Genomic DNA, 17,167 nt, shown 5'->3' with positions numbered 1-17,167 from the left:
ATTGACAAATTTCCCTTTTCAGCTAACAGACCTTTTTTTTCTTCCTCTAGTTTTGTATAGTATTTTCTAAAATGAATGGATAAATTTCCATTATGGTATTACCAACCAAAAGTTGTAAGTCTGTACATTTATACATTAGAGGTCTGAGGCGGCTTTTGATGGTATGCCAACAGTGTTCTATGGGATTCAAATCTGGTGAATATGTTGGAAGATACAGCACATGAAAGCCAAAAGACTCTATTAATGATTTTGTTTTAGTGGTCTTATGAAATGTAGCATTATCCATAACTATGGTTGTGCCAAGTGGCAATTTAGGTAATAACATCTTCTCCAACAATATATTGAATACCTCTTTTTCACACCCACCTTTGAAAGTCATTGGTGCAATAAATCTCATTCCAATCCACCCGGCTACTATACTGATTCTCTCTCGAGTTCTCCCTGGAATATCTGCATAAATTTTCTTTCCTCTTGGAGCACGTCCATATTCTCGGTATAACTTATTATCAACTCCTGCTTCATCTATATATAAGATGCTGGAATGTTCTATTTTTGAGATTTTATCAATAAATTGCTGCCTATCTTCTTGATTGCGCTCTTGATATAGTGTGACTTTTTTTTAAAGTAATTTTTAGCTGTTTTAGTCTATACCAAATTGAATTTATTCCAAATCCAAGATTTTGTTTCATCTCTGCCAGAGTATGATCTGGATTCTTTGTAACATATTCTTCGAGTATTTTTGGGTCTATTTTTCGAATAAAGCTACCGTTTTTAGATGGCTTTAAGCTTTCACCATCAGCTTTCTTTTTTAACCAGCGGTACAGAGTTGCTATTCCTATCTCCATGAGCTCTGCTATCTCAACCTTTGTCTTCCCTTTTTCTATCATCAATACTGCCTTTTCCCTTAAATCCACACTATATGCCATTATAACTCAAATACTTTGTTATACCTTTATCATTTGCTTTGGGAAATACTATACCATACAGAATGGCTTTTTTCACACACACGGTATAGAAGCTGGTCTTACTTTTCATTTTGCAAGCAAAGCTTAACTCTGATAGAGACTATTTTCCTGGTAGCACGTCTGCGTCACACGACTGTAGCTGCTAACCAGGTGACAACTTTCTCGTTATCTGAATATTTTCTTTCTTGTAATTCAGGCTCTTTTTTTTCTCAGTTCCAGCGTGTAGCGCTGGAACAACAATAAAGAACATATAAAGAATGGTTATGAAAGAAGTCTACTTTTTATTCTTAATTAACTCTAAAGCCTTCTTCAGATCTATACTTTCAATATCTGCATTCTTGCCCAAAGCAACGTTTGTTTTACCGCATTTTATATAGAATCCGTACCTACCGTTGCAGATAAAAACTTCTTTTCCCTTTTCATTAAAACCAAGAGATTTTAGCTCTTTGCGTGGGCTGCTCTCAATAATTTGTATAGCTTCGTTTAATTGTGTGTCTAATACCTCCTTAGAGCTTTTTTTAAGAGAAAAGTATCGACCATCATAGAGAATATAGTACCCAAATCGTCCAAGACCTATTTTTAGTTCCTTTCCAGTTTCTGGGTGTTCTCCGATTATTTTCGGCAGGGAAAGTAATCGAGTGGCGGTATTTAGATCAATATCATTAACATTTATATCTTTTGGTACAGAAATCTTTTTTTTCTTTTCTGACTCACTATTAAACTCCAGATAAAGTCCAAAAGGACCTTTTTTGATCATTACCTCTTGGCCTGTCACATCATCTATACCCAAACTTTTTGGATATTCTGAATTGTCATTACTGCCCGTAATTTCTTTTGTATGATTGCATGCAGGATAGTTAGAACATCCAAGAAACACACCGGCTTTTCCAAAATTTAATTTCAATATACCACCAGAGCAATTAGGACATTTTTTACCTATTTCTTCCTTTCCTTCCTCTGAGCAAAACCAATTGACTACCAAATCATGAATACCACTAAAAATCTCATCATGTGTCATTTGCTTAACAGAATTTACATGATTAAAAAATGGCACCCAAAAATAGCCTAGTTCTTTTTTCCAATCTGCATGTCCATTTGAGATTGAATCAAGCCTTTCTTCCATTTGTGCTGTAAAGTCATACTCTACACAACGCTGAAAAAAAGTTTCCAAAAATATAGTCACGATCTTACCGCGGCTGCTTGGAATAAATCTTTTGTTATCCAATGAAACATATTCACGATCTTGTAATACCGAAATAATTGTTGCATAAGTTGATGGGCGACCTATACCGACTTCTTCCATTTTTTTTACTATACTCGCTTCACTATAACGAGGTGGCGGTTGAGTAAAATGCTGTTTCGGATCAACAGAAATCAACTTGCACGCTTCCTCTTCCTTCATGGCAGGTAGCAGGCCTTCATTTTCGGCTTCCATGTTATCTTGATAGACTTTATAAAAACCATCAAAGAATATACTTGATCCACTTGCTCGCAGAATCACTTTCTGGTCAATAGAACTAATTCCAACTACCACTTGATCAAGAATCGCCGATTCCATTTGACTTGCGATGGTTCTTTTCCAGATTAAATCGTACAATTTAAATTGCTCTGGCGTTAAGTAATCCTTAATACTACCCGGTGTTCTATTAATATCAGTTGGCCGGATTGCTTCATGTGCTTCTTGAGCATTTTTGACCTTTTTTACATATTTACGAGGAGACTGCGGTAAATATTTATCACCATATAATGACTTAATTGATCCCCTGATTGAGTTTATAGCCTCATCTGCAATATGAAACCCATCTGTACGCATGTAAGTTATCAACCCTACGGTTTCACCACCAATATTGATACCTTCATATAAATTTTGCGCTACTCGCATAACATTTTTCACATTAAAATACAGTTTATTCACTGCATCTTGCTGAAGACTTGAGGTGATAAATGGAGGAAGCGGGTTTCTCTTAACTTGCTTGCGTTCTACTGTGCTTACAGCATACTGCCTTGACTCGATCTCCCTGACTAAGTTCTTTGCCTCTTCTTCATTCTTAATATCAAATTTTTCTAGCTTTTTATTGTCATAGTGGCTTAGCATAGCAAAAAAAGCCTCATCTTTGCTATTTTGCATTTCTGCCTTTATGCTCCAATACTCCTGTGTTATAAACTTACTGATTTCATTTTCTCGTTCGCATATAAGCTTTAATGCAACAGACTGCACTCGCCCTGCAGATTTGCTTCCCGACAATTTTGTCCACAGCAGAGGTGACAAGCTAAATCCAACTAGATAATCCAAAGCTCTGCGTGCTTGCTGTGCACGCACTAAGTCCATATTAATTTCACGTGGATTTTTTATAGCTTCTTGCACTGCTCTTTTTGTTATTTCGTTAAAGACTACTCTATGAATGTTGCTTTCATCATTGATTGCTTTTCTTTCCTTTAGTGCCTCTATCACATTCCAAGCTATTGCTTCTCCTTCTCTGTCTGGATCTGTTGCAAGGTATATATCTGATGTTTTACTAGCTTCCTTGACTAACTCTTTTACATACTTTTCTGCTTTTTCAATAATCTCATACTTCATGGTAAAGTCATTATCAGGATCAACAGAACCATTTTTCGCTGGCAGATCTCTGACGTGGCCAAAGGATGCAGCCACTTTGAATTCTTTACTCAAATATTTACCTATCGTCTTTGCCTTTGCCGGCGACTCAACTATCAATAATGCCATAATTATTAGTACTTAAAGGTAATATGTTGAAATATATAGAATAAAAAGTAAAAAAATATTTTAATGGTCTTCTCAGTTTTTTAAGTGAATTGTTTTAATGTTAGCAAAAAACCTAATGAAAGAGCCTACTTTACAAATTTTCCCAACTCCCTTACCATAAGGATAACGCTATACTATTTATCTTCGTCTGTGGAGATTAAACGACAAAAGCATAACGAAGTTGTCGTCTTATTTTTAATTTTTTGCACTATGTGCATCTTATTTCTTTACAAAACTTCCAGTTTTTTAACCATATAAGCTGAAACGGGCTGTTTAAGACAGGCCAATTTTCAGGAGTCACAACTAGCTAATAGGGGGGGTTCTTTTGTCTTTTTTCTACTTGGTAAATTTCTTGATATTTGTAGCTAAAGTAATTTAAGAGAGGTGTCATCCCAGTGTCGGAGCACTGGGATGACAAGAAAAGGAGTACTGGAATGACACATTCCACCATGTCATTCCAGCGGATGACCAGATTTTTTTATTTGATCCCAGACTGGCTGGTTATGCAAGTTCCAATTTTAATAATATTTACGTATAAGCCATACGCTTGGGTTGCAAAGTTCTAAAAAGCAGCCAAAATAAAAATAAGTAGACATTTACAAATTAAACTAAGTGTACAATCAACAAACAAGAATATTGATTGCAACAATACTCTGTAGAATCGCAATATGGTATGACAATATGCTCTTTATTGATCTGGTTAATATAATTAGTAGAGAATTTTGTTATGCAAAAGATATCTACTACAGCATATTGCAATTGTTTGGAATTGCAGGAATGGGTGCAATGGTAAGACCACTTGGTGCATCTGTATTTGGTCACATTGGTGATAGGTATGGAAGGAGAATGGCGTTAACGATTGCTATCTTGCTAATATCGATTCCTTCTAGTCTCGTTGCGTTTATTCCAAGTTATAGTAAAATAGGAATAACCTCTACTATGTTGCTTCTTACAATCCATCTGATACAAGGGGTTGCACTTGGCGCTGAGCAAGGAGGTAGCTCTGTTTATCTCATAGAGCATTTACCTAATAAGAAAAAACTAGGAATGTTTTTTGGAATAATAAGTTTTGGTCGCTCCATTGGCATATTGCTCTCTGTGGTTGCAGTGATCATTTGTAAAAAAACCACTGATTTTAACGCTTGGGGTTGGAGGCTGCCGTTTATTTTTTCAGCCATTTTAGGATTAATAAGCGCATATAGTATATATACACTAGGAGAAACTCCAGCGTATGAAAAAAATCGAGAACAAAGAAATTTACCTAATTTACCAATAATAGAGCTTACAAAACGCTATAAAAGAGCCCTGATACTTGCCATTTTAATATCTGTACCTGTTAATGTTTCTGTTGGATTTACCATATTTCTTAGAACAATTGCAAAAGAAATAGTGTCTGTTGAAACTTATGTAACAACGTATGTCAACGAAGTTGTACTCATTATAACCAGCATATTAATGCCGATATCTTCAATAGTGCTTGGAATTTTAGCTGATAAAACAGGAAGAGAACGCACTGCAATCTTATTTATAGTGATAACAATGGTATTATGTTGTCCTATGTTGTCTATTGCATATTACTATAAAAGCTATCTTATAATCATGTTGAGTGTTATGGCTCTTTCTATAATCGAGAGGGGTATTAATCCTATAGGGATAGTTACTGCTGAACTTTTTCCTACTAATGTTAGATTTAGTGGTGTTAGCTTATCACGCAACATCTCTTTTGCCTTGTATGGAGGATTTACTCCTATGATATGCACTTGGTTTACTATAATGTTTCCTAAAATAGACTTTGCTGCTGGGCTTTATGTAATTTTTTGCTTATTAGTCAGCTTAGTAGCAATATTGAAAATAAAACCACAAGATAAAAAGTGTGATTGGTAATTTTCTCTATTTAAATTTATTTCACTTATTTAGCTAATTTTTATTACAATTATAATTTTGGCTTTTATGAAAACTGCATACGTATGTCAATTCTGCGGTCATAGCACTGGAAGGTGGGTAGGAAGGTGTATTGCATGTGACAGTTGGGATACGGTTGTCGAAGAAATAGTACTAAAAACAGAAACGAGAAGTACATCTGCACCAATTTCAATAAAAGCGTTATCAGATAGTGAAATTATTACCCCCGATCGTTTTTTAACAGGAATAGAAGAGTTAGATAGAGTTTTTGGTGGAGGTATCGTTCAAGGTGCTAGCATTTTAATTGGTGGTGAACCTGGAATTGGAAAATCTACTCTTTTGCTTAGGATTGTAGCTAATGTTGTACAACTTTCCTCTTTTGAATGTCTTTATGTATCTGGCGAGGAATCTTTAGAACAAGTGAGCCTCAGAGCAAAGCGTCTTAAGATAAATGAACCTAAAATTAAGCTTTTATCTACAGTATCTTTAACTGATGTAGTAGCAACAATAAGGAAAAATAAAAGTATTAAGTTCTTGATAATTGATTCTATACAAACTATGTATGATAGCAAAGTCACATCAGCACCAGGAACTGTAACTCAAGTCCGTACCTGCGCTCATGAATTGACTGTTCTTGCAAAGCAATATGGTGTTTCTCTCTTAATAGTTGGCCATATAACGAAAGATGGACAAATAGCGGGACCTAAAACCCTGGAGCATATGGTAGATACAGTACTATATTTTGAGGGTGAAAATAGTAATCAATATCGCATTTTACGTACTATTAAAAATAGATTTGGCCCTGCAAATGAAATTGGTGTTTTTGAGATGTCTAAAGCAGGACTCATGCCTGTTGATAATCCATCATCATTATTCTTGACCGTACATGATAGAGAAGTGGTTGGCAGCTCCGTATTTGCAGGAGTTGAAGGCTCAAGACCAATCTTAATGGAAGTGCAAGCATTAATAGCAAGGACTAATATGGCAACTCCAAGAAGAGCAGTAGTTGGTTGGGATATTAATAGATTAGCTATGATAATCGCGGTTCTAAGTGCTCGTTGTAAAATGTTTTTGCATGATAAAGAAGTATACCTAAACATTGCGGGAGGACTCAAAATACAGGAACCATCAGCTGACCTTGCTGTTGCTGCTTCCCTTATTTCAAGTTTAGTAAATTTACCGCTGCCAATTTCTTCAATAATCTGCGGTGAGGTTGCACTTTCAGGAGAAATTAGAAACGTTTCGCATGCTGATCTCAGATTAAGGGAAGCACAAAGGTTAGGATTTAAAAAAGCGATTATGCCTAAAAATGGCAATTATTCTTCTCATGATATTGAGATAATTAAGCTTGGTCATATAAAAGAGTTAAAAGAGATCTTCAATCACAATTAAATATTATCTGCATGAACATTTTGCTTGTGAGAAGGATGTCATCCTATCTTCCATAATGTCATTCAAGTAGGTGACACTGGCTTCTTTTTTTACTGTTTTTACTGTAATTAAAAATTCATTGGATCTTGAGCATGTATTTCATCTACTATAAATGATAATTTTATGCTATCACCAAGGAGATTGCTTGCATTAACTTCTAATTTCTTACTTACACCAATTCCCGCTATAGAAAGAACAGATAGAGAATAATGGGGAAAAAGTCATACTAGAGTAAGTGAAATAGCGAGGTATAAATGGCATTAAGGTCAAAACTATTAGACGAAAGAGTTGTAAATTTAGCGAAAGAAATGTTAAAAAAGGTAAGAAATAACGCATATGTTTCAAAAAAGTTACAAGCGGTGATAGCAGGAAAAGAAAGTAGTATAAGCGCTGTGGCAAGAATATGTAAAATTTCAAGGACTGCTTTGACTGAATGGATAAAGCATCTAAAATTTGGTAGAGTAGAAAAATTATTTGCCCCGTTTCAGCGGAGAAGAAAAAGCAAATTAAACAAAAATCAACGTGAGCAAATTGAAATATGGGTAGAAAGAAATCCAAATATTACTATTAAGGAAGTACAAATAAAAATCTCAGAGGAATTTGCCCTAAACATCAGCAAATCAACAGTGCACCGTGAGATACAAAGGATGAAATTTTCTTACATAACACCGAGGCCAATGCACCATAAACAAGATAAAAACAAGCAAGAAGAGTTTAAAAGATACTTCAATAAAATAGTCAATTTCCACCCTAAAAGGGAGGTGTTTTTTTTGATGAATCACGATTTGGGACTCATTCAAAAATCGGACAGGGATGGTTTAAAAAAGGGGTCAGAACGCAGGTTAAAATGAAAATTGGTAGACAAAATTTCTATATCTAAAGTGCGGTAAATCCAAGAAGTGGTAAGAAAATTAGCCTACTTGCTCCATATGTAAACACTGATTGTATGAATATATTTCTGGAGCAGATGTCGAAAGATTTAGGCACGAAAGAAGCCTTTCTTGTAATGGATTGTGCAAGTTGGCATAGATCAAAAAGTTTGAAAATTCAGGAAAACATTACCATCATATACTTGCCTCCTTATTCACCGGAACTGAATCCTGTTGAAAGGTTGTGGCAATATATCAAATACAATACTTTACGCAATAGTATCTACGATACCATAGGTTTACTTGAAGATGTTTTGTGTAATTTTATTGTCAATATTTCCAGTACTACTATTAAACGAGTTTGTAATGTTTCTTATTTGTTCCGTCAGTAATGGATTTTGGTATTAGATCATTAAACATTAATTTTTGTGAATGAGATGAGATAGAATGAGAAGACTCACATTCCTTAAGGCAGTTTTCCAATTATGTTAGACTATTATATTTTACCAAAAATCCATCTTTACATTTTTTATCACATAAAGATTTTTGCTCTAACGTAGGACCATAACTTAATATATTTTCCGTCATAATATATTCCTTAATTAAAAGTTTAATATAATTTTAACATATAAGTGTGAATATTATTCTAATATTAGCATAATATTTTTCAAAGCAACATAGCTTTATGATACCTTATGAAAAAATTCATATCATTGAGGAATGCAAAGGTGGAATAAAGATTGATAAAAAAACCTTAATTTTGCTATTAACTATAATTGAAACAGTTTTAAATTAGATCCTTATTTCATATTCTTTAAAGTATTTCTATTTTTCGTATTTTTTTTATAAAAACCGTAGGCACCAGTTGGTTTTAAAGTAAAGGTCAAGTGTCTGGAATTCTGGACATAAAATCCTCCTGTGTAAAAAAGAGTTAGAAAAAAGATGCAGTGCACATACGACAGAGATTAAGTATGTGTGTGCACCCACGCACACTGAAGAAGATACACTACATTTTTATTGAAAAATTAACTAAAAAGTCTGCAGACAAAGATAGATTTTGAGCTCTTAAAATATCTCTAATTGTAATTATAATTAGATTGAAAATATGCGGAAGTAATTTTTATACGTTAACGGCTCACCCAACCCAATAATCACCTGTAAGCAGCGTCACATGCTGGAATGAGAACATCTAAAAACGGCTTCTCATGATAATTAAGCTTGGTCACATAAAAGAATTGAAAAAAATCTTCAATCAGATTTAAACAGAGCTTCAGCAAACTCTTTGCCAGTAAACTCCCTTAGGTCTTCTATACTTTCACCAATTCCTATAGCGTGTAATTTCACCTTATAAGCTTCTGCAAGCCCAATCACTACTCCACCTTTGGCAGCACCATCTAGCTTTGTTACAATTAACCCGGTAACACTAACCATTTTACTAAAGGCCTCTAATTGGCTATAAGCATTTTGGCCAGTAGTTGCATCAAGAACTAAAATAACATCATGAGGAGCAGTATCATCCAATTTCTTTATCGTTCTATGTATTTTTGACAGCTCTTGCATGAGATTTACATTGTTTTGTAGCCTTCCTGCTGTATCAATCAAAACAACATCAACGCTATCTTTTATCGCTTGATTTACAGCTCTATATGCCACACTTGCAGAATCGCTACCGTGCTCTCCAGTAACAATAGAGCAATCAGAACGTTCTGCCCAGATATTTAGCTGTTCACTAGCAGCAGCTCTGAATGTGTCGCACGCAACAAGCATAACGGATTTTCCTTTCTCCTTATACTTATAGGCAAGTTTACCTATAGTTGTAGTTTTTCCATTACCATTCACTCCGCACACCATTATTATGTGTGGTTTTTTATTCAAAATGAGCGGCTGCACAACAGGGTTTAATATTGCTTCTATTTCGCTCATTAACTGCTGTGTGATAACGTTGTGCTCAACTTCTGATTCAAATTTGATACTTGCGAGCTTATCAATAAGCAATCTAGAAGTTTTATGACCTATGTCCATGCTGATCAGCAGCTCTTCCAGATCATCTAAAAGCGACTGATTTAATTTTTTTTTGCCAGAAAAAATATTTTTTACTCCATCACTAAAACGGGAGGAGGTTTTTAATAGTCCTTGATAAAGATTACTGAATAAACTCAAGAAATACTCCTTCTAAAATTACCATATAAAGAATGACATGCACTATATGTATTTGTAAAGTAAATACACTCGTAACCTATATATTTTATGAGTAAAATGTACCGCTTGCTAGTGTATTTTACTGTAGTTTTTAACCTAAATATGTTATAATGTAAGTAATGGTTTACGGGTAATCTATGAGTTATAATGAGAAAATTTTAGATCATTACGAAAATCCAAGGAATGTTGGTTCTCTGGATAAAAATGATCCAAATGTTGGTACTGGTTTAGTTGGTGCACCATCATGCGGAGATGTAATGAAACTGCAAATAAAGGTCAACGATAAAGGTGTTATTGAAGACGCAAAATTTAAAACTTTTGGTTGTGGTTCTGCTATAGCTTCAAGTTCTTTGCTTACAGAAATGATCAAAGGAAAAACTATTGAGAATGTAACAAAGATAAAGAATACTCAAATAGTGGAAGAATTGTCTTTGCCGCCAGTAAAGATACACTGTTCAGTACTTGCTGAGGATGCTATAAAAGCTGCTATTCATGATTATCAAAATAAACAAAAACATTGAGGAATATGAGTGAATTTCAAGGAGTAAATTCTGTTAAAAAACCTATCACTCTAACTGCAAATGCAGTAGAGAGGGTAAGGTTTTTATTGGACAAAAAGAAGCATGCTAACCTTGAAGAAGCAATAGGAATAAGAGTTCTAATTAAGCAAAAAGGATGCTCTGGTTTAAAATATGATATTGAGTATGCATATGATGTTCGTCCTTTGGAGTCGGTAATTGAAGAAAGCTGCAGTGATGATCAAAAAGTCAAGGTGCTGATCGATCCAAAATCTATCATGTTTATCCTTGGCTCTGAAATGGATTATGTAGAGGAAAAATTCTCATCAGGTTTTATTTTCAAAAATCCTAATGAGAAAGGAAAATGTGGTTGTGGAGAGAGTTTTCATGTCTAGCAACCATTTCACATTATTTGGAATTGAACCGGCTTTTAACATCAGCTTTGATGAGCTGGAGAAAAAATATATTGAGCTAAGCAAAACTGATATAAATGAAAGAGAGTCCAAAAATATGGAAAATATCAACAAAGCTTATCAGGTACTGAAGTCACCGCTAAAGCGTGCCGAACATTTGTTGGATCTTTTTGACGTAAAAAGCAAAAAAGAGCATCTTGATCCTGAAATATTAAATGAATCAATGGAAATAAGAGAATACTTTCTAGACTGCGATGATTTACAATTTGCAAGTAGGATGATTGATGAAAAGGTAAAAGATTGTACTAAAAACCTAATTAATGCTTTTGCTACAAAAAATTTTGATGAAGCTGCTACGCAAGTTTTTAGATTGAGATATTTATATAAGTCATTTGAGGAGATGAAGGAAAATGCGGCCAGTTCAAATTTCTGAACCAAGTTCAAATGAGGTAGTTTTTGGTATAGATCTTGGAACTACTAACTCTTTAATTGCCATGGTAAATAAAGCTGGCAATGTAGAAATATTTAAAGATGAGCAAGGTCGTGAACTATTACCTTCTGTCATTTCATATGAAAAGGATGTACTAAAAGTAGGCTACGATGTTGGCGAAAACGCTATCTGCTCTATAAAACGCTTAATGGGTAAAAGTGTTAAAGACTTGCATAAAGAAGGTATCAATTGTGAAATAGATAACGAAAGTGAAAAAGTTATTAGGGTAAAATGCTCAGAAGAAAAGTATCTCACTCCTATTGAGATCTCTGCTGAGATACTAAAAACTCTATGCAAGAGGGTAAAAAAATTCACAGGGATGAAAGTTAACAAAGCAGTGATTACTGTACCAGCTTATTTTGATGATTCAGCACGTAACGCAACCAAATATGCAGCAAAATTAGCTGGCATAGATGTTCTTCGCCTCATTAATGAACCAACCGCTGCAGCACTTTCTTACTCCATTGGAAAGAACAATAACAGTGGCATATATGCAGTTTATGACCTCGGTGGTGGAACATTTGACATTTCAATATTAAAATTACATCAAGGAGTGTTTCAAGTTCTTGCAGTTGGTGGTGATACTAAACTTGGTGGTGATGATTTTGATCATCTACTTAGTTTAATCGTGCTTGAAAAGTATAGAGAACAGGTAGGTTTAAATAAAAAATGCTCTAGTGTCATCCCAGTCTGGGATCCAGAAAGTTTGATTGCAATTGAACACACCAGAAAGTTATATAATAAGAACTGGATTCCAGTGTCAAGCACTGGACTGACACCATCTGATACAACTACCTACAAATTACAACATTCATACACTAAAACTGGTATCTGCAATATACGTGCTATAAAAGAGTACCTAAGTGAAGATACCTCTGGCACTTTTGAATTCAGCATCAATGGTGAATTATTTAAGTGCAAAATTACCAAAGAAGAATTCGAGCAAGCAATCAGTCCTTTGGTTAATAAGACTATAAATATAGTTACTCGTACTATAAGCAACATAGATCTTAAAATCGATGATATAAAAGGGGTAATTTTAGTTGGTGGCGCAACTAGAGTGCCATTAGTGCAAAATTCACTAATCAAACTCTTTGGCAATAAAGTGCTGAATGATGTGGATCCGGACAAAGCAGTTGCCAATGGGGCAGCTTTGCAGGCTCATTATTTAACTTCAAACTCAAAAGATAGGAATATTCTCCTTGATGTGCTGCCTTTATCACTTGGCATAGAAACTATGGGGGGAATAGTTGAAAAAATTATACCAAGAAATACACCACTACCAGTTTCAGAAATAAAAGAGTTTACAACTTACGCTAACGGGCAAACAGCAATGAAAATTCACGTTTGTCAAGGAGAACGTGAAATGATAAAAGATAATAAATCTCTAGCACGATTTGAACTCAAAGGTATACCACAATTGCCTGCAGGTTCTGCAAAAGTTGAAATAGGATTTACAGTTAGCATTGATGGAATATTGACTGTCACTGCAAGAGAAAAAACTACTGGAGTCGAACAGACAGTTGAAATAAATTCAAGCTCTGGCTTAAGTGAAGAAGATATTCAAGATATGGTCAATCAGTCAGTAAGTAACTTTGATGAAGACATGAAGGCTCGTTCCCTTGCAGAGGCTAAGATTAACGGTAACAAGCTCATACATCTAGTTGAAAATGTTTCCACTGAGCAAAAGTTAAAAATTTTACTACAGAACACAAAAGACGCTTTACAGGAAAATGACTTAGACAACATTAATAATGCTATCTCTGAGTTAGAAAACTCTGCTTTAGAATTATGCGAATCAGCAGACAGATAGAGTTCATAAAACTTTGTGAAGTACCCTGTCAAATCTCAGAGCAATAGGTAACCTAAAATCAAACGGTAACCAATCAACTTTGCCTAATTTAAACGATAAACCAACCATGCTTACGCGCCCAACTATATTTTCAGTTGGTATTAACCCAATTTCAGAAAACCTGCTATCAAAAGAATTATTTCTATTGTCTCCCATAACAAAAAATTGATCATCAGGAACATAATAAACTGGAGTATTGTACGATAACTTATTAGAAACATTATCTATTAGAATTTCATGCTCCTTGCCGCTCGGGAGTGTTTCGATGTATCTTGCTATATTACTCTTTGACTCATAATCAAAAAAATTTTCAATTTGTCTTCGCTTTACTTTCTGATCATTTAAATATAACTCCCCCTCTATCATTTGCACTTTATCGCCTGGTATTCCTATTACCCGCTTAACAAATCTAATGCTGTCATTTCTTGTAGGCTTGAAAACTATTATATCACCACGCTCCGGAGGGGTATAAAAGATTCTACCGCTAAAGATGTTTGGAGAAAATGGAAAAGAGTGTTTACTATAACCATATGAATATTTACTAGTAAAAATATAATCTCCCTCAACTAGAGTGCTTTTCATTGAACCAGAAGGAATATGAAATGGCTCAAATAAAAAACTACGTATTGATAGCGCAATTAGTAGCAAAAAAAACAGTGAAGATAAAAACTTTCTCGTTCTTGCTATCCGGTTCTCTATCAATTCTTTCAATTTTGTTTTCTTTATAAATTTAAGCTTATCATAACACATAAAAGTGGTAATGTGAAATTTTACTCATGGGTGTTATTGCTCTTTTTCGAAAGTCGAAATAAGCTCTCAAGTAATTGACAGTGATTGATAACCAATAGACATCATTTGCTATGCAATATTGTATAAATCACAATGCTAGTTTTACTGAAAATTATACTATTTTAGATATAGTTATAATATTTAAACTTAAGGTATAGGGATGAACCCTACAATTAGAAAGGTTTTTTGTATTCTACTTATAGTATTATTTATTTCTTTTTCTCATGTTGGAAGTGCTGCTAACTCTAATGACGATACAACTGCTCAAGTAATATGTAATATTATTGGCTACGTTTGGGGAATAGGTGGACCGCTTATGACCGTTATAGTGCACCCATTTGTCTAGACCATTTTTTTAAAGTGATCCGATTTTTAAAATGAATATGTTGATAAATACGTCGACACACATTTAAAGTATTTATCAATATATTCATTTACTGTTTATGATAATAAAGATCAGCAGGAACTTTATAATTTAGAGTCTGATGTAGCCTTCTATAGTTATACCAACCAACAAAGTCATTTATTATAAGATTCAAATCTCTGATACTATTTGGTCTATAATAATATATAGCTTCTTGCTTTAAAGTTCTCCATAAGCGCTCAACAAATATATTGTCGAAGCAACGTCCTTTATGGTCCATACTGATTTTAATATTAGCATGCTCTAATTCCGTAATAAAGTTGTAGCAAGTAAACTGTACCCCTTGATCACTATTAAAAATCTCATGTTTACCTTGTTTTAGAGCTTCTTTGAGAGTATAAAGGCAAAATCCAGCATCGAGATATGGTGATAATGAATGAGCAATAATATAGCGACTATACAAGTCCATTATTGCCACAAAATAGACAAACTTACCTTCTACCATAATATATGTTATATCAGTAGCCCATACCTGATTAACTCTACAAATAATCAAATCTTTGAGTAGATAAGGATATATTTTATGCTTTTTCTTTAATACTTGTATTACATCTTTTCTACAATACAGCCCACTAATCTTCATTTTTTCATAATTCTTAAGATTTTTTGCGATTGACTACTACCCCACTCGCTATGATTTCAGCAGTAATTTTACGATATCCATAACGGCAATCAGAAGCCAAATATACTTCTTGAATCAAATTTGCTACTTCACTTTCGTTATTAATTATAGGCCTATAATATAGGCTAGATCTGCAAATCCCCAATAAATCAGCATGTTTCCTAATTGACAGATCAGAATCTTTTCTATAAACCTTACTCTATCTTTTTGCTTATTTCAGTAATTTTTTTTTCAAATAGCTATTTTCCACTGTCAATTCTCCTATTACTTTATGTAAACTTTCTATTTCTTGCGCTAAGATTCTTTGTTTTCTCGCACTTTCACTTTCTTCAACAAATAGGTCTTTTAACCTTGCCAATACTCTATCACGCCAATCATATAGATTTGTTGATGGTATTTTATATTCACTACATATCTCAGCTGTGCTTTTTTGATTTTTTATTGCTTCCAAAGCTATCTTTGCTTTTAACTCTGGTTCATATTTTTTTGTTTCCATTCTTTTACCCCTTTACCTTCCTACTCGGATCAACCATTTTTTTGTCTAGTTTATGGGGTGAATTATATATATTTACGTTTAAATAAGCGTATTTTATGTAGCGGTATGGGAACTATGACCTCTGCATTTTGAAATATGTCTTTGTTAGTTGTGTACATCCACTTTGCATAGACTTTCACATAATTTAAATTATCAAAAAATTTAAAATTTATAATCATATTTTTGCTATGTTCATCATAAGCAAAAACTGATCTTAATACTTTAAATGGTGAAGGGTTACTGATGCATTTACCACATGTATCAATGTTATCTGGAATTATAGCTCTTTTCATAATAGTCCGGAAAGTTCATAGAAAAGCAGAATCAACAGCATGACGAAAAGATGTGAATAGAGGGATGTTTTTCCTAGCTCTATTTTTTATAGCAAACCAATGATGCTCAATTTTATTGAAATCTGGGGAATACGTAGGAAGATACAAAATTTCAGCACCAACTTCTTTAGCAAGTTCAGTAATCTTATTAGACTTATGAAAAGTAGCATTATCAAGGATAACAGTTTGTCCAGGTTCCAAAATAGGTGTCAAAAACTGCTCAAACCATTTATTAAAGATATCCATATTACAATGGCCCTCAAATGTTAACGGAACAACTATTTTTCTACTATTTAGAGCTGCAATCATGCTAATTCGTTGAGTTTTCTTTCCAGATTTTAGGTCATAAAATCGCTGTCCTTTCTGAGAATATCCATAGGGATAGTCTTCGGTATTATCAATACCAGATTCATCTATATATACTAAGTTTTGAGGTTCTTTCGTTGCTATAATTTTCAAAAATTCAGCACGTTTTTCTTCATTCCTTTCTTTGTATCCATATGTCTTTTTGCGTGTGAGTCCAATTTTTAAGAGCTAGATGAATCGTTGGGATACTAACATTACTCCAAAGCTTAGCCATTTCCGATAGAGTTTTTCCACCATGTTTTTTTGGCAAATTCAGTAAATTTATTCCAGTCGGTAATTTTATGATTATAACCTCCATTTCCAAGTTTTTTCGACTGAAAATCTCCTGTTTCTTTTTTTTCTTTGCTGCCACTCCCATAATGTAGTTCTTCCAATTTTAAATCTTTCTGCTACCGTTTCTCTGCTTTCCCCTTCGTCTAGTACCTCCATTGCTTTTTTTCTTAAATCATAACTATATGCTGCTGGCATACTTACCTTCACTACTATAAACTCTTATTTTAAACCGTTTGGACCATTATGAAAAGAGCTATACTACACCACAAACATTACAGTAATGCTTAGTTAAAAAATTGATTTTTTTACTGCATTCACTACATAAATCATAACTTTTATCAATTATACGTTCACAACTTACGCATACGTTTGGAAATATGAGATCTGTAGCTTTTTTTAATAAGAGAAGATTCATGAATTAAA

The 17,167-nt window shown here is 33.9% G+C and carries 11 protein-coding genes and 6 pseudogenes; 8 read left to right on the top strand and 9 right to left on the bottom strand.

Annotation, left to right across the window (positions count from 1 at the left end):
• Window positions 1-46: 46 nt before the first annotated feature.
• From M3L71_RS05095 to topA, 3 genes are all read right to left on the bottom strand, one after another.
• Window positions 47-550, bottom strand: coding sequence for an IS630 family transposase (locus tag M3L71_RS05095; RefSeq protein ID WP_280144147.1), 504 nt, complete (start codon window positions 548-550; stop codon window positions 47-49).
• A gap of 28 nt (window positions 551-578) precedes the next feature.
• On the bottom strand, window positions 579-926 hold the full coding sequence (locus M3L71_RS05090; protein ID WP_280143264.1) for an IS630 transposase-related protein: 348 nt from the start codon (window positions 924-926) through the stop codon (window positions 579-581).
• A 313-nt stretch (window positions 927-1,239) separates the two neighbouring features.
• Window positions 1,240-3,690 carry a type I DNA topoisomerase gene (topA, locus tag M3L71_RS05085; protein ID WP_280143280.1) on the bottom strand — a complete coding sequence of 817 codons (2,451 nt, stop codon included), beginning with the start codon at window positions 3,688-3,690 and terminating at the stop codon, window positions 1,240-1,242.
• A gap of 651 nt (window positions 3,691-4,341) precedes the next feature.
• Here topA and M3L71_RS05080 point away from each other — a divergent pair.
• The 3 genes and pseudogenes from M3L71_RS05080 to M3L71_RS05070 all read left to right on the top strand — a co-directional run bounded on the left by M3L71_RS05080 (window position 4,342) and on the right by M3L71_RS05070 (window position 8,323).
• A complete protein-coding gene (locus M3L71_RS05080; RefSeq protein ID WP_280143279.1) occupies window positions 4,342-5,613 on the top strand; it encodes an MFS transporter in 1,272 nt (423 codons plus the stop codon).
• Window positions 5,614-5,679: 66 nt separating this feature from the next.
• On the top strand, window positions 5,680-7,023 hold the full coding sequence (gene radA, locus M3L71_RS05075) for a DNA repair protein RadA (RefSeq protein WP_280143278.1): 1,344 nt from the start codon (window positions 5,680-5,682) through the stop codon (window positions 7,021-7,023).
• 293 nt (window positions 7,024-7,316) lie between these two features.
• A pseudogene (locus M3L71_RS05070) lies at window positions 7,317-8,323 on the top strand (IS630 family transposase).
• An 856-nt stretch (window positions 8,324-9,179) separates the two neighbouring features.
• On the opposite strand, the gene ftsY reads toward M3L71_RS05070, so the two are convergent.
• On the bottom strand, window positions 9,180-10,091 hold the full coding sequence (gene ftsY / locus M3L71_RS05065) for a signal recognition particle-docking protein FtsY (protein WP_280143277.1): 912 nt from the start codon (window positions 10,089-10,091) through the stop codon (window positions 9,180-9,182).
• A 176-nt stretch (window positions 10,092-10,267) separates the two neighbouring features.
• Between ftsY and iscU the strand changes: the two genes are divergently transcribed.
• Genes iscU through M3L71_RS05045 form a run of 4 tightly spaced genes read left to right on the top strand, consistent with a single transcriptional unit; the run spans window position 10,268 to window position 13,364 of the window.
• On the top strand, window positions 10,268-10,651 hold the full coding sequence (gene iscU / locus M3L71_RS05060; protein ID WP_007302620.1) for a Fe-S cluster assembly scaffold IscU: 384 nt from the start codon (window positions 10,268-10,270) through the stop codon (window positions 10,649-10,651).
• A gap of 5 nt (window positions 10,652-10,656) precedes the next feature.
• Entirely contained in the window at window positions 10,657-11,043 is a 387-nt protein-coding gene (locus tag M3L71_RS05055; RefSeq protein WP_006012614.1) for a HesB/IscA family protein, read from the top strand.
• Window positions 11,036-11,494, top strand: a complete 459-nt coding sequence (locus M3L71_RS05050; RefSeq protein ID WP_264330518.1) for an iron-sulfur cluster co-chaperone HscB C-terminal domain-containing protein — start codon at window positions 11,036-11,038, stop codon at window positions 11,492-11,494. Before M3L71_RS05055 ends, M3L71_RS05050 begins: the two co-directional genes overlap by 8 nt.
• The gene (locus M3L71_RS05045; protein WP_280143276.1) at window positions 11,472-13,364 is read left to right on the top strand and encodes an Hsp70 family protein; all 1,893 of its coding nucleotides are present in this window, start codon (window positions 11,472-11,474) and stop codon (window positions 13,362-13,364) included. Before M3L71_RS05050 ends, M3L71_RS05045 begins: the two co-directional genes overlap by 23 nt.
• A 3-nt stretch (window positions 13,365-13,367) precedes the next feature.
• Here M3L71_RS05045 and lepB read toward each other — a convergent pair whose 3' ends face one another.
• The gene (gene lepB / locus M3L71_RS05040; protein ID WP_280143275.1) at window positions 13,368-14,153 is read right to left on the bottom strand and encodes a signal peptidase I; all 786 of its coding nucleotides are present in this window, start codon (window positions 14,151-14,153) and stop codon (window positions 13,368-13,370) included.
• Window positions 14,154-14,352: 199 nt separating this feature from the next.
• Here lepB and M3L71_RS08595 point away from each other — a divergent pair.
• Window positions 14,353-14,523: pseudogene (locus M3L71_RS08595) on the top strand (TrbC/VirB2 family protein); the annotation flags it as partial.
• Window positions 14,524-14,626: 103 nt separating this feature from the next.
• On the opposite strand, the pseudogene M3L71_RS05035 reads toward M3L71_RS08595, so the two are convergent.
• From M3L71_RS05035 to M3L71_RS05020, 4 pseudogenes are all read right to left on the bottom strand, one after another.
• Window positions 14,627-15,734, bottom strand: a pseudogene (locus tag M3L71_RS05035) (IS3 family transposase).
• A 68-nt stretch (window positions 15,735-15,802) separates the two neighbouring features.
• Window positions 15,803-16,054 (bottom strand): annotated as a pseudogene (locus M3L71_RS05030) (ComF family protein); the annotation flags it as partial.
• A gap of 27 nt (window positions 16,055-16,081) precedes the next feature.
• Window positions 16,082-16,939 (bottom strand): annotated as a pseudogene (locus tag M3L71_RS05025) (IS630 family transposase).
• A 61-nt stretch (window positions 16,940-17,000) separates the two neighbouring features.
• Window positions 17,001-17,159: pseudogene (locus tag M3L71_RS05020) on the bottom strand (double zinc ribbon domain-containing protein); the annotation flags it as partial.
• Window positions 17,160-17,167 lie beyond the last annotated feature (8 nt).

The sequence above is a fragment of the Wolbachia endosymbiont of Frankliniella intonsa genome (assembly GCF_029856955.1).
GTDB lineage: Bacteria > Pseudomonadota > Alphaproteobacteria > Rickettsiales > Anaplasmataceae > Wolbachia.
Note: the sequence above shows the minus strand (reverse complement) of the source record. Positions and strands in the feature narration are given on the sequence as shown.